General features: G+C 61.1%; 12 protein-coding genes. 9 read left to right on the forward strand and 3 right to left on the reverse strand.

Features of this window, described 5'->3' with window-relative positions; genetic code table 11:
- The first annotated feature begins 175 nt into the window (after nucleotides 1-175).
- On the forward strand, nucleotides 176-1,522 hold the full coding sequence (locus C4J88_RS18555) for a nucleobase:cation symporter-2 family protein (RefSeq protein WP_124407797.1): 1,347 nt from the start codon (nucleotides 176-178) through the stop codon (nucleotides 1,520-1,522).
- 228 nt (nucleotides 1,523-1,750) lie between these two features.
- Entirely contained in the window at nucleotides 1,751-2,536 is a 786-nt protein-coding gene (locus C4J88_RS18560) for an outer membrane protein OmpK (RefSeq protein ID WP_124363730.1), read from the forward strand.
- A gap of 109 nt (nucleotides 2,537-2,645) precedes the next feature.
- Here C4J88_RS18560 and C4J88_RS18565 read toward each other — a convergent pair whose 3' ends face one another.
- Nucleotides 2,646-3,776, reverse strand: coding sequence for a patatin-like phospholipase family protein (locus C4J88_RS18565; protein ID WP_124407798.1), 1,131 nt, complete (start codon nucleotides 3,774-3,776; stop codon nucleotides 2,646-2,648).
- Nucleotides 3,777-3,805: 29 nt separating this feature from the next.
- Nucleotides 3,806-4,741, reverse strand: a complete 936-nt coding sequence (locus tag C4J88_RS18570) for a lipid A biosynthesis lauroyl acyltransferase (protein WP_124371386.1) — start codon at nucleotides 4,739-4,741, stop codon at nucleotides 3,806-3,808.
- A gap of 119 nt (nucleotides 4,742-4,860) precedes the next feature.
- Between C4J88_RS18570 and minC the strand changes: the two genes are divergently transcribed.
- From minC to C4J88_RS18600, 7 genes are all read left to right on the forward strand, one after another.
- Nucleotides 4,861-5,598 carry a septum site-determining protein MinC gene (gene minC, locus C4J88_RS18575; RefSeq protein ID WP_124363733.1) on the forward strand — a complete coding sequence of 246 codons (738 nt, stop codon included), beginning with the start codon at nucleotides 4,861-4,863 and terminating at the stop codon, nucleotides 5,596-5,598.
- A gap of 199 nt (nucleotides 5,599-5,797) precedes the next feature.
- Nucleotides 5,798-6,610 carry a septum site-determining protein MinD gene (gene minD, locus C4J88_RS18580; RefSeq protein WP_124363734.1) on the forward strand — a complete coding sequence of 271 codons (813 nt, stop codon included), beginning with the start codon at nucleotides 5,798-5,800 and terminating at the stop codon, nucleotides 6,608-6,610.
- Between the two features lie 3 nt (nucleotides 6,611-6,613).
- A complete protein-coding gene (gene minE / locus C4J88_RS18585; protein WP_003175252.1) occupies nucleotides 6,614-6,868 on the forward strand; it encodes a cell division topological specificity factor MinE in 255 nt (84 codons plus the stop codon).
- A 96-nt stretch (nucleotides 6,869-6,964) separates the two neighbouring features.
- Entirely contained in the window at nucleotides 6,965-7,600 is a 636-nt protein-coding gene (locus C4J88_RS18590; protein ID WP_124367815.1) for an RluA family pseudouridine synthase, read from the forward strand.
- A 171-nt stretch (nucleotides 7,601-7,771) separates the two neighbouring features.
- Nucleotides 7,772-9,061, forward strand: coding sequence for a M18 family aminopeptidase (locus C4J88_RS18595; protein WP_124371387.1), 1,290 nt, complete (start codon nucleotides 7,772-7,774; stop codon nucleotides 9,059-9,061).
- A 218-nt stretch (nucleotides 9,062-9,279) separates the two neighbouring features.
- Complete coding sequence (locus C4J88_RS27460) at nucleotides 9,280-9,447, forward strand: hypothetical protein (protein ID WP_164487701.1); 168 nt, start codon at nucleotides 9,280-9,282, stop codon at nucleotides 9,445-9,447.
- 72 nt (nucleotides 9,448-9,519) lie between these two features.
- Nucleotides 9,520-11,688, forward strand: coding sequence for a mechanosensitive ion channel family protein (locus C4J88_RS18600; protein WP_124407799.1), 2,169 nt, complete (start codon nucleotides 9,520-9,522; stop codon nucleotides 11,686-11,688).
- A gap of 125 nt (nucleotides 11,689-11,813) precedes the next feature.
- Here the strand turns inward: C4J88_RS18600 and C4J88_RS18605 are convergent, their stop codons facing one another.
- Entirely contained in the window at nucleotides 11,814-12,035 is a 222-nt protein-coding gene (locus tag C4J88_RS18605) for an MbtH family protein (RefSeq protein ID WP_124407800.1), read from the reverse strand.
- Between the last annotated feature and the right edge of the window lie 16 nt (nucleotides 12,036-12,051).

The following is a 12,051-nucleotide window of genomic DNA, read 5'->3' on the forward strand; positions in this document are numbered from 1 at the left end:
TTGATTCACAGAGATCCAATGTGGGAGGGGGCTTGCTCCCGATGGCGGTGGCTCAGTCACAGATACTTTGAATGACACACCGCTATCGGGAGCAAGCCCCCTCCCACAGGTGGACTGCCGTGTTTTGAAGATCGCGTTCCACACAACACAAAAATAAAAAGATCCGAGGTGTTGCATGTCCCAGTTAGAAACGCAGAACCCTGCCGCACCCGCCATGGTGCGGCTGCCCCTCTTGCAACTGATTCTGGTAGGCCTGCAACACGTCTTGCTGATGTACGGCGGTGCTGTCGCCGTGCCCCTGATCATTGGCCAGGCCGCAGGCTTGAGCCGTGAAGAAATCGCCTTCCTGATCAACGCCGACCTGTTGGTCGCCGGTATCGCCACGATGGTGCAGTCGTTCGGCATCGGCCCGGTGGGTATTCGCATGCCGGTGATGATGGGCGCCAGTTTCGCTGCCGTCGGCAGCATGGTCGCCATGGCCGGCATGCCCGGTATCGGCTTGCAGGGGATCTTCGGTGCGACCATCGCCGCCGGGTTCTTCGGCATGCTCATCGCGCCGTTCATGTCCAAAGTCGTACGTTTTTTCCCGCCGCTGGTGACCGGTACCGTGATAACCGCCATCGGCCTTTCGCTGTTTCCCGTGGCCGTGAACTGGGCCGGTGGCGGCAGCGCCGCCGCGACGTTCGGCTCGCCGGTGTACCTGGCGGTCGCTGCCCTGGTGCTGGTCACCATTCTGTTGATCAACCGTTTCATGCGCGGTTTCTGGGTGAACATCTCGGTACTGATCGGCATGGCGCTGGGCTACGCCTTGTGCGGCACGCTCGGCATGGTCGACCTCAGCGGCCTGGCCCAGGCGCCTTGGGTGCAAGTGGTGACGCCGCTGCACTTCGGCATGCCCAGGTTCGAGTTGGCGCCGATCCTGTCGATGTGCCTGGTGGTGGTGATCATCTTTGTCGAATCCACCGGCATGTTCCTCGCCCTGGGCAAGATCACCGGCCAGGACGTCACGCCGAAGATGCTGCGTCGCGGTTTGCTGTGTGATGCCGGCGCGTCATTCTTTGCCGGGTTCTTCAACACCTTCACCCACTCCTCGTTCGCGCAGAATATCGGCCTGGTGCAGATGACCGGCGTGCGTTGCCGCTCGGTCACGATCATGGCCGGGGCGTTTCTGATTGTGCTGAGCCTGCTGCCCAAGGCCGCCTACCTGGTGGCGTCGATTCCACCGGCGGTGCTGGGCGGCGCGGCGATCGCCATGTTCGGCATGGTCGCGGCGACCGGCATCAAGATCCTGCAGGAAGCCGATATCGCCGACCGGCGCAACCAGTTGCTGGTGGCGGTGAGCATCGGCATGGGCTTGATCCCGGTAGTGCGTCCGGAGTTCTTCGCGCAATTGCCAATGTGGATGAGCCCGATAACCCACAGTGGCATCGCCATGGCCACCCTGAGCGCGTTGTCGTTGAACATACTGTTCAACATTCTCGGCGGTGCCGGACGCCCCGCCGTCGAGCACGCCCACCCCTGACGCACGCCCCATCGTCGCCCTGTGCGCGCTGTAACGGCGCACTTGAGCCCAGACGTTGGAGCCAGTATTCTCCGCGCCCGCTTGAACCGACGGTTTTTTTACCGCCTTGGCGCGGCTTTTGCTACAGCCATAAAGTTGACCAATCAGACGAGTTCTTCAGCAGATCCAAAGGCGCCACACCAGAGCGCCAGATTAGAAAAACATAAAACTTTAACTCGGGAGCACCGAATGAAACCTATGTTCAAAGGCCTGATGCTGGCGGGATCCCTGCTGGCCGGTGGCCAAGCCGTGGCCGGTGATTTGCTGCAGTGGCAGAACAACAGCCTGACGTATCTGTGGGGCAAGAGCTTTACCGTCAACCCGCAGATCCAGCAAACCGTCACGTTCGAACATGCCGACGCGTGGAAGTACGGCGACAACTTCTTCTTCCTCGACCGCATCTTTTACAACGGCAAGGAAGACGGCAACGTCGGTCCGAATACTTACTACGGCGAGTTCAGTCCACGTTTGTCGTTCGGCAAGATTCTGGATAAGGACCTGTCATTCGGCCCGATCAAAGATGTATTGCTGGCCTTCACTTACGAGTTCGGCGAAGGCGATAACGAGTCGTACCTGCTGGGCCCGGCGATTGACTTTAATATTCCGGGTTTCGACTACTTCCAGTTGAACTTCTACCAGCGCCAGACCGAAGGCAATCGCCCCGGCGACGGCGTGTGGCAGATCACGCCGGTATGGTCATACACCCTTCCCGTGGGCAACTCCGATGTGCTGATCGACGGTTTCATGGACTGGGTGGTGGATAACGACAAGAACGCCCGTGGCACCTATCACGCCAACCTGCACTTCAACCCGCAGGTCAAATACGACCTGGGCAAGGCGCTGCATTGGGGCGACAAACAGTTGTATGTGGGGTTTGAATACGACTACTGGAAGAACAAGTACGGGATCGAGGACAGCGGCGCCTTCAAGACGACTCAGGACACGGCGAGCTTCCTGGTCAAGTACCACTTCTGATTGAACGGCGCATAACCAATGTGGGAGGGGGCTTGCTCCCGATAGCAGTGTGTCAGTCAACCTATCAGTGACTGAACCACCGCTATCGGGAGCAAGCCCCCTCCCACATTCAGTTCAGCGTCAGGCCAAGGAATCGAGACAATTCCTCGCGCTTTGCCAGTGCATCTTTCCTGCCCAACTCGATCAACTCACTGCAATACCCCGCCTCGAACAGCAAGTAACTCAACACCCCTGCCCCACTGGTCTTGGTCGCCCCAGGCCCGCGCAAAAACAAGCGCAATGCCGCCGGTAATTCCTGCCGATGCCGGGCCGCGATTTCGTCGATCGGCTGGCTGGGTGCAATCACCAGCACCTCCACGGCCGCCACCCCCGGCGAGACATGGCTGAATTGATTCAAGCGTTCCAGCAATTCGATATCGCTTTCCAGGCTGTCAATGAACGTGCTGTTGAGCATGTGCCCGCCGATCTGCGCCAGCGTCGGTTCCTGGCCGGTGTAGGTGCGTTGCATCGAGGGTTCATTGCCGCGCGGGTTACCGCTGACGCCCACCACCAGCACGCGACTCGCGCCCAGGTGCAGAGCCGGGCTGATCGGGGCCGACTGGCGAACGGCGCCGTCACCGAAGTATTCCTGATCGAGCTTCACCGGGGCGAACAGCAAGGGAATCGCCGAACTGGCCAGCAAGTGTTCCACCGTGAGTGGCGTCGGCACACCAATGCGCCGATGGCGCAGCCAGGGTTCGATGGTGCCGCCGCCTTGATAGAAGGTCACCGCCTGCCCGGATTCATAGCCGAACGCGGTGACCGCCACGGCGTGCAGATGCCGGTGCCGGATGGCGTCGTCAATGCCGGCCAGATGCAGCTTGTCCTGCAGCAGATCGCGCAGCGGTGAACTGTCGAGCAACGCCACCGGGAGCTGCCTGCCCAGGCCCAACAGGCTATGAATCAGGAAGCGACTGGCCTGGCGGACCACGCCCGGCCAGTCGCTGCGCAGCACCAGGTGGCTGCGAAAGCCTTGCCAGAATGCGGTGAGGCGCTGCACAGCGGCAGTGAAGTCCGTCGCGCCACTGGCCAGGGTGACCGCATTGATCGCCCCGGCCGACGTGCCGACGATCACCGGAAACGGGTTCGGCGCCCCCGGCGGCAGCAATTCGGCGATCGCCGCCAACACTCCAACCTGATACGCCGCTCGCGCCCCGCCGCCGGAAAGAATCAAGCCTGTGACCGGTTCAGCTGGGCGCATTGCGTCACTCCATATGGGAAAGGTAAGTCTTACCGACGGCGTTTTTCGTACAGCTTGGGTTCGCCCGGTGGCCGGCTCTTGAAGCGGCGGTGGGTCCACAGGTATTGCTCGGGGCAGTCGCGCACCGAGGCTTCGACCCACTGGTTGATGCGCAGGCAGTCGATTTCGTCAGTCTCGCCGGGGAAATCCGTCAAGGGTGCATGAATCACCAGTCGGTAGCCGCTGCCATCGGCCAGGCGTTCCTGGGTGAAAGGCACCACCAGGGCTTTGCCCAGGCGCGCGAACTTGCTGGTGGCCGTGACAGTGGCGGCCTGGATGCCGAACAGCGGCACGAAGATACTCTGCTTGGCGCCGTAGTCCTGGTCCGGTGCGTACCAGATCGCCCGGCCGGCGCGCAGCAGCTTGAGCATGCCGCGCACGTCGTCGCGCTCCACCGCCAGGGAATCAAGGTTGTGGCGCTCGCGGCCACGGCGCTGGATAAAGTCGAACAGCGGGTTGCCGTGCTCGCGGTACATGCCGTCGATGGTGTGCTTTTGCCCGAGCAGGGCAGCGCCGATTTCCAGGGTGGTGAAGTGCAAAGCCATCAGGATCACGCCCTTGCCGTCCAATTGCGCCTGCTTGAGATGCTCCAACCCTTGCACATGGGCCAGCCGCGCCAGGCGCGGCTTGGGCCACCACCAACTCATGGCCATCTCGAAGAAGGCGATACCGGTGGAGGCGAAATTTTCCTTGAGCAGGCGTTTGCGCTCCTTGGCGGATTTTTCCGGGAAGCACAACTCCAGGTTGCGCGCGGCGATGCGGCGTCGCTCACCGGCCACGCGGTACATGCCCGCGCCCAGCAGGCGACCAATGGTCAGCAGCACACGGTACGGCAGTTGGGTGACCAGCCACAGCAGGCCCAGCCCCAGCCATAATGGCCAAAAACGCGGGTGAAGAAATACAGCTCGAAAACGCGGGCGATCCATTACAGATTCCGGTAAAGACAAGGGCCGCGCATTCTACAACGGTTCGACTCGGCTTGCGGCGGGTGAGTGTTCTCGTTATAAGTCTCGACACTTTTCGTGACAAGCCGCTTTTGCCGACCATGAGCCAAACCGAACCGCTAGACCAAGATCCCGTGTTCCAGCTGAAAGGCAGCATGCTCGCCATTACCGTGCTGGAACTGGCCCGCAATGACCTCGACGCCCTGGACCGCCAACTGGCCGCCAAGGTCGCCCTGGCGCCGAATTTCTTCAACAATGCCCCGCTGGTACTGGCCCTGGACAAGCTGCCGGCCGGCCAAGGCGTCATCGACCTGCCCGGGCTGATGCGCGTGTGCCGCTCCCACGGCCTGCGGACCCTGGCGATTCGCGCCAGCCGTATCGAAGACATTGCCGCGGCCATCGCCATTGAACTGCCAGTACTGCCGCCGTCCGGCGCACGCGAGCGTCCGCTCGAACCATTGGTCGGTGAACAGAAGAAAAAACCGGAAAAACCCCCGGAACCCACGATCCGGCCGACCAAGATCATTACCTCGCCCGTGCGCGGCGGGCAGCAGATTTACGCCCAGGGCGGCGACCTTGTGGTGGTGTCCTCGGTCAGCCCCGGCGCGGAACTTCTCGCCGATGGCAATATCCATGTATACGGCCCGATGCGCGGACGTGCCCTGGCCGGCATCAAGGGTGATACCAAGGCGCGTATTTTCTGCCAGCAGTTGACCGCTGAGCTGGTTTCCATCGCGGGTCAGTACAAGGTGTCCGAAGACTTGCGCCGTGATCCGCTGTGGGGGGCTTCGGTACAGGTCAACCTGTCGGGCGATGTGTTGAACATCATCCGTCTTTAACGGATACTGCCGCATTTTCCAAGCATCTCTAGGCTCTGATAGCAAAGCGAAACCGGCAATACTTGCGTAGGACTAGTTGAAGTTGGTGTTTTCCCCGGAAAAAACCTGGCTTCTTCCTACAAAGGCTGTCCGCCTGCAGCGAGTTTCAAGAGATGTTTTTCAGGGACCAAAAGTCCTTTTTCCTTAGGGGTGAAACACCTTGGCCAAGATTCTCGTGGTTACATCCGGCAAGGGTGGTGTGGGTAAGACCACCACCAGCGCCGCTATCGGTACCGGCCTCGCTCTGCGCGGCCACAAGACAGTCATCGTCGACTTCGACGTGGGTTTGCGTAACCTCGACCTGATCATGGGCTGCGAACGCCGCGTGGTATACGACTTCGTCAACGTGGTGAACGGCGAAGCCAACCTGCAACAGGCCCTGATCAAGGACAAGCGCCTTGAGAACCTGTATGTGCTGGCCGCCAGCCAGACCCGTGACAAAGACGCGCTGACCAAGGAAGGCGTAGGCAAAGTCCTCGCCGAACTGAAAGAAACCTTCGAATACGTGGTATGCGATTCCCCGGCCGGTATCGAAACCGGTGCTCACCTGGCGATGTACTTCGCCGATGAAGCCATCGTGGTGACCAACCCGGAAGTGTCCTCGGTACGTGACTCGGACCGTATGCTCGGCCTGCTGGCCAGCAAGTCCCAGCGCGCCGAAAAAGGCGAAGAGCCGATCAAGGAACACCTGCTGCTGACCCGCTACAACCCTGAGCGCGTCAGCAACGGCGAAATGCTCGGCGTTGAAGACGTCAAGGACATCCTCGCGGTGACCCTGCTCGGTGTGATCCCGGAATCCCAGGCCGTGCTGAAAGCGTCCAACCAGGGCGTGCCGGTGATTCTCGACGACCAGAGCGACGCCGGCCAGGCGTACAGCGATGCTGTGGATCGCCTGCTGGGCAAGACCGTGGAACACCGCTTCCTCGATGTCAAGAAGAAGGGATTCTTCGAGCGTATCTTTGGAGGCAATTGAACAATGAAATTTCTCGACTTCTTTCGCGCCAACAAAAAGCCAAGTACCGCGTCGGTCGCGAAAGAGCGTCTACAGATCATCGTGGCGCACGAACGCGGCCAACGCAGCACCCCGGATTACCTGCCAGCCTTGCAGAAGGAACTGGTCGAGGTGATCCGCAAGTACGTCAATATCGGCAACGATGACGTGCATGTCGCCCTGGAAAATGACGGCAGCTGCTCGATTCTGGAACTCAATATCACCCTGCCTGATCGTTGATCGAACAGGCGGCCGCCACGGCGGCTCGATCACCTTGATCCCTTTTCGGGAACCGGGTGGGCGAGCCGCCGTTGGCGTTTGTTACGAGGCTGTTTAATGCCGTTGTCCAACATCCATATCCTGCATCAGGACGACGCTGTCCTGGTGGTGAACAAGCCGACCCTGCTGCTCTCGGTGCCCGGCCGCGCCGACGACAACAAGGACTGCCTGATCACCCGCCTGCAGGAAAACGGCTACCCCGAAGCCCGCATCGTCCATCGCCTTGACTGGGAAACCTCGGGCATCATCCTGCTGGCGCGGGACGCTGATACCCACCGCGAACTGTCCCGCCAGTTTCACGACCGCGAAACAGAAAAGGCCTACACCGCCTTGGCTTGGGGCCAGCCGGAACTGGACAGCGGCAGCATCGACCTGCCCTTGCGCTATGACCCGCCGACCAAGCCGCGCCATGTGGTCGACCATGAGTTCGGCAAGCACGCGCTGACTTTCTGGAAGGTGCTGGAACGTTGCGGCGACTGGTGCCGCGTCGAACTGACGCCGATCACCGGGCGCTCGCACCAGTTGCGCGTGCACATGTTGTCCATCGGCCACCCGCTGCTCGGCGATGGTCTGTATGCCCACGAACAGGCCCTCGCCGCCTGGCCGCGCCTGTGCCTGCACGCGAGCATGCTGAGCTTCACTCACCCACAAAGCCACGAGCGCTTGCGCTTCGAGTGCCCGGCGCCTTTTTAGATTGTGAATACGGTCAAATGTGGGAGGGGGCTTGCCCCCGATAGCGGAGTGTCAGTCACTGAATCTGTTGACTGACCCACTGCCATCGGGGGCAAGCCCCCTCCCACATTTGTTCTGTGCACTTCTTGCCCTCGGACGGTAAACTCCGCGCATTGCTGTCTGGAGCTATTTATGCGCGATGCGTTGAATCAAGGCCTGATCGACTTCCTCAAGGCCTCCCCTACTCCTTTTCATGCCACTGCCGCCCTCGCCCAGCGCCTGGAAGCGGCCGGTTACCAGCGTCTCGACGAGCGTGACACCTGGGCCACCGAAGCCAACGGTCGCTATTACGTGACCCGTAACGATTCCTCGATCATCGCGTTCAAACTGGGCCGCCATTCGCCGCTGCAAGACGGCATCCGTATGGTCGGCGCCCACACCGACAGCCCGTGTCTGCGGGTCAAGCCCCAGCCCGAGCTGCAACGCCAGGGTTTCTGGCAGTTGGGCGTGGAAGTCTACGGCGGCGCCTTGCTGGCCCCGTGGTTCGACCGCGACTTGTCCCTGGCCGGCCGCGTCACGTTCCGCCGCGATGGCAAGGTCGAAAGCCAGCTGATCGACTTCAAGCTGCCGATCGCCATCATTCCCAACCTGGCCATCCACCTGAACCGTGAGGCCAACCAGGGCTGGGCGATCAATGCCCAGACCGAACTGCCGCCGATCCTCGCGCAGTTTGCCGGTGACGAGCGCGTGGACTTTCGCGCCGTGCTCACCGAACAATTGGCTCGCGAGCATGGGCTGAACGCCGACGTGGTACTCGATTACGAGTTGAGCTTCTACGACACTCAAGGCGCTGCGGTGATTGGCCTCAATGGCGACTTCATTGCCGGTGCGCGCCTGGACAACCTGCTGTCGTGCTACGCCGGGTTGCAAGCCCTGCTCACCAGCGACACCGATGAAACCTGCGTGCTGGTGTGCAACGACCATGAAGAAGTCGGCTCCTGCTCGGCTTGCGGCGCCGATGGCCCGATGCTCGAACAGACCCTGCGTCGCCTGCTGCCAGAAGGTGAAGAATTCGTACGCACCATTCAGAAATCCCTGTTGGTGTCTGCAGACAACGCCCATGGCGTGCACCCGAACTACGCTGAAAAACACGACGCCAACCACGGTCCCAAGCTCAACGCCGGCCCGGTGATCAAGGTCAACAGCAACCAGCGCTACGCGACCAACAGCGAAACCGCCGGGTTCTTCCGCCACCTGTGCATGGCCCAGGAAGTGCCGGTGCAGAGCTTTGTGGTGCGCAGCGATATGGGCTGCGGTTCGACGATCGGGCCGATCACCGCCAGCCACCTGGGTGTGCGCACCGTGGACATCGGCCTGCCGACGTTTGCCATGCATTCCATCCGCGAGCTGTGTGGTAGCCATGACCTGGCGCATCTGGTGAAGGTATTGGGCGCGTTCTACGCCAGCCGCGACCTGCCCTGAATTCAGGACTGAATGCAGTCAGAAAATGTGGGAGGGGGCTTGCCCCCGATGGCAGAGTGTCAGTCAAAGTATCTGTTGACTGTTCCACCGCTATCGGGGGCAAGCCCCCTCCCACATTGGTTATGTATTCACCTGATCCATATCACCTGCATTTCCCATAATCCGACCTAAACTTGTCAGAACTCCCACTCCGACAAGGCCGTCGCCTGATGATCTCCATGTCTTCTTTCCACGCCATGCTTATCCCGATCCTGATCGGCATGCTCCTGCTCGCCGTAGGCTTCAACTTTCGCGACAAACCCCTTGGCGTGTTCGGCATGTGGGTCGGCATGCTGCTGATCCTGGGCACCGTGGTATACAAGATCCTCGCCAAACTGGCGGAATAACAAATGCGCTCGCATCTGGCATAGCGGCCTCGTACACTCGGCCAATTCGTCGTTTTCAAGGTTGACTGCCTCGTGCTTTCCCGTCTGTTTGCCCTGCCCTGCTACCTGCTCATCGCCCTGCTCACGCTGCTGCCTATCACCTGCGCCCAAGCCGTGGGTTTGCCCGGAATGCTGGGCAGCTCCAACAAAGCCCAACCCCAGGCCGAGGTGCCTTTGGGGCAGTCGCTGGACGAGGTGATCAAGACCCTGGAGAACGATCAGCAGCGCACCCAGTTGCTGAGCGACTTGAAGAAACTGCGCGCCGCCACGCAAAAAGCCCAACCGGCGGCCGAACTCGGTGTGCTCGGCCTGATCGGCAGCACGCTGTCGGGCTTTGAACAGCAGTTCTCCGGCGCCGACAGCCCACTGGGCCGCTGGTCCAATGAAGTCGACCTGGCCAAGGAGGAACTCAGTGCGCTGATGCTGCCGGCCACTGAATGGCTGCCGATCATCTTTGGTTTTGCGGTAATCCTGGCGGTATGGAGCCTGCTGGCCGCCGCGCTGATCTGGCTCAGCCACCGCGTGCGCGAACGCTTCGGCCTGCCTGAAGAGCTTCCGCAACACCCACGCACCTGGGACATGCTGCGCTTCGCCCTGCGCAAACTCGGCCCGTGGTTGATCGCCCTGGTGATCACGGTTTACCTGAGCTACGCCCTGCCCTCGTCCCTGGGCAAATCCCTGGCGATGGTGCTGGCTTACGCCCTGGTCGTCGGCACCTGTTTCTCGGCGATCTGCGTGATTGCGTTTTCCCTGCTGGACGGCCCGCACCGCCATCGCGCCCTGTATATCCTGCGCCATCAGGCCTTTCGCCCGCTGTGGTGGATCGGCAGTTTCGCCGCCTTTGGCGAAGCCTTGAGCGACCCGCGGCTGGTCACGGCGCTCGGCCAGCACCTGGCTCATACGGCCGCAACCGTGGCCAATGTGATGGCGGCGCTGTCCACTGGCGTGTTCATCCTGCGCTTCCGTCGGCCGATCGCTCACCTGATCCGTAACCAGCCACTGTCGCGTCGCCTGACGCGTCGCGCCCTCACCGATACCCTGTCGATCATCGGCACTTTCTGGTACTTGCCGGCATTGTTGCTGGTGGGTATTTCGCTGTTCGCCACCTTCCTGTCCGCCGGCGACACCAGTACCGCCCTGCGCCAGTCGCTGCTGTGCACCGTGTTGCTGGTGTTGTGCATGGTGATCAACGGGCTGGTGCGGCGCCACGCCCTTAAGCCGCAACGCGGGCACAAGCGCCATGCGCTGTACTCCGACCGCCTGAAAAGCTTCGTCTACACCCTGGCGCACCTGCTGGTGTGGCTGGTGTTCATCGAACTGGGCCTGCGGGTGTGGGGCCTGTCACTGATTCGCTTCACCGAAGGCGACGGCCATGAAATCAGCGTCAAACTGTTCAGCCTCGGTGGGACTTTACTGTTTGCCTGGCTGATCTGGATTCTCAGCGACACCGCGATCCATCATGCCCTGACCCGCTCGCGTAAAGGCCTGGCCAACGCGCGTGCGCAAACCATGATGCCGTTGATCCGCAACGTGCTGTTCGTGACTATTTTTATCATCGCCGCCATCGTCGCCCTGGCGAACATGGGCATGAACGTCACGCCACTGCTGGCCGGTGCCGGTGTGATCGGCCTGGCGATCGGTTTCGGTGCGCAGTCGCTGGTAGCCGACCTGATCACCGGCCTGTTCATCATCATCGAAGACTCCCTGGCCATCGATGACTACGTGGACGTCGGCGGCCACCTCGGCACCGTCGAAGGGCTGACCATTCGCACCGTGCGCCTGCGCGATATCGACGGCATCGTGCACACCATTCCCTTCAGCGAGATCAAGAGCATCAAGAACTACTCGCGGGAATTCGGCTACGCGATCTTCCGCGTGGCGATCCCCTACAACATGGAAATCGACGACGCGATCAAGCTGATGCGCGATGTCGGCCACGCCATGCGCAATGACCCACTGCAACGCCGCAATATCTGGTCGCCGCTGGAGATTCAGGGCGTGGAGAGTTTTGAATCGGGCAGCGCGATCCTGCGCGCACGGTTCAAGACGGCGCCGATCAAGCAGTGGGAAGTGTCGCGGGCGTTCAACCTGTCACTCAAGCGGCATCTGGATGAAGCCGGGCTTGACCTGGCGACACCGCGCTTGAGTGTGCAGGTGGTGACGGGAGCATCAGGCGCATTGGAGAAAGAGAAGAGCCTCTAGAAGGCGACACTGTCTAAATGTGGGAGGGGGCTTGCCCCCGATGGCGGTGGGTCAGCTGAAAAATAAGCTGACTGACAGACCGCTATCGGGAGCAAGCCCCCTCCCACATTTTTGATCAGTGGCGTTCAGGCGAGTGCAGCGCCATCCATCTTCTGGCGCAAGCTTAGCGGACGCATATCCGTCCAGTTCTCTTCGATATAGGCCAGGCACTCTTTCTTCACGCCGCTCTTGCCCACGGTTCGCCAGCCTTCCGGCACGGCCTTGTAGTCGGGCCAGATCGAATACTGTTCTTCGTGGTTGACCACTACCTGAAACAGGATGTCGTCGCGGTCAAATACTGAGGTCATTGCGGTTCTCCGTCGC

This window comes from Pseudomonas sp. R4-39-08 (assembly GCF_003852275.1).
In the GTDB taxonomy this organism is placed as follows: Bacteria; Pseudomonadota; Gammaproteobacteria; order Pseudomonadales; family Pseudomonadaceae; genus Aquipseudomonas.

Bases quoted from the DNA above. Each gene is read 5' to 3' on its own strand.
- C4J88_RS18555 (WP_124407797.1), top strand. From the start codon at position 176: ATGTCCCAGTTAGAAACGCAGAACCCTGCCGCACCCGCCATGGTGCGG.
- C4J88_RS18560 (WP_124363730.1), top strand. From the start codon at position 1,751: ATGAAACCTATGTTCAAAGGCCTGATGCTGGCGGGATCCCTGCTGGCC.
- C4J88_RS18565 (WP_124407798.1), bottom strand. From the start codon at position 3,776: ATGCGCCCAGCTGAACCGGTCACAGGCTTGATTCTTTCCGGCGGCGGG.
- C4J88_RS18570 (WP_124371386.1), bottom strand. From the start codon at position 4,741: ATGGATCGCCCGCGTTTTCGAGCTGTATTTCTTCACCCGCGTTTTTGG.
- minC (WP_124363733.1), top strand. From the start codon at position 4,861: ATGAGCCAAACCGAACCGCTAGACCAAGATCCCGTGTTCCAGCTGAAA.
- minE (WP_003175252.1), top strand. From the start codon at position 6,614: ATGAAATTTCTCGACTTCTTTCGCGCCAACAAAAAGCCAAGTACCGCG.
- C4J88_RS18590 (WP_124367815.1), top strand. From the start codon at position 6,965: ATGCCGTTGTCCAACATCCATATCCTGCATCAGGACGACGCTGTCCTG.
- C4J88_RS18595 (WP_124371387.1), top strand. From the start codon at position 7,772: ATGCGCGATGCGTTGAATCAAGGCCTGATCGACTTCCTCAAGGCCTCC.
- C4J88_RS27460 (WP_164487701.1), top strand. From the start codon at position 9,280: ATGTCTTCTTTCCACGCCATGCTTATCCCGATCCTGATCGGCATGCTC.
- C4J88_RS18605 (WP_124407800.1), bottom strand. From the start codon at position 12,035: ATGACCTCAGTATTTGACCGCGACGACATCCTGTTTCAGGTAGTGGTC.